The sequence below is a fragment of the Streptomyces sp. SID14436 genome, assembly GCF_010548465.1.
In the GTDB taxonomy this organism is placed as follows: Bacteria; Actinomycetota; Actinomycetes; order Streptomycetales; family Streptomycetaceae; genus Streptomyces.
Genome location: NZ_JAAGMD010000442.1, coordinates 1 through 497, shown reverse-complemented (window position 1 = coordinate 497; position 497 = coordinate 1). Strand labels below are relative to the sequence as shown.

Sequence of the window (497 nt, the reverse complement as noted above, 5' to 3'; positions counted from 1 at the left end):
GCAGCACGCCCTCCGGCACGTCCGGCGAGCCGCCGAAGTCCAGCAGCCGCACCGCGCCCCGGCCCGCCCAGTGCGCCAGCGCGGCCCGCTCGCTCTCCGGCCGGAACCGGTGCGGCGCCAGCTTCAGCACCGCGGGCGTGCCCTGCGCCGTGACCACCAGCACCACCAGGCTGCTGCGCCCGCCGGGCACCTGCACCCGCTCCACGGTCAGCCCCAGCGCCGCGACCGCCCGCCGTGCCGCCCCGGGCAGCCGCTCCAGCCAGCCGTCACCGTCCGGAGCCGTCTCACCGAGTGCCCTGACCAGACGCTTCGGCGGGTCGAAAACCATGCGCGCGTCGTTCCCTTCGTGCTGTCGCGGAGCCTGCCGCCCCTCGGGCGCCCGTCCTGCCGCCGGCGTCGTACCGTCCCGGACCGCACCGTCCGCGGAGGCCTCAGCCGTCCGCCCCGGACCGCTCGGCGAGCCCAGGGAAGGCTACGCTCCCGCCGCTCCAGCGGGC

At 78.3% G+C, this 497-nt stretch carries 1 protein-coding gene; it reads right to left on the bottom strand.

The window, feature by feature from the left end; translation table 11 throughout:
• Positions 1 to 328: aminoglycoside phosphotransferase family protein (locus tag G3I53_RS15155; RefSeq protein WP_239063910.1), on the bottom strand; the 328-nt coding region annotated here is incomplete at its 3' end.
• Positions 329 to 497 lie beyond the last annotated feature (169 nt).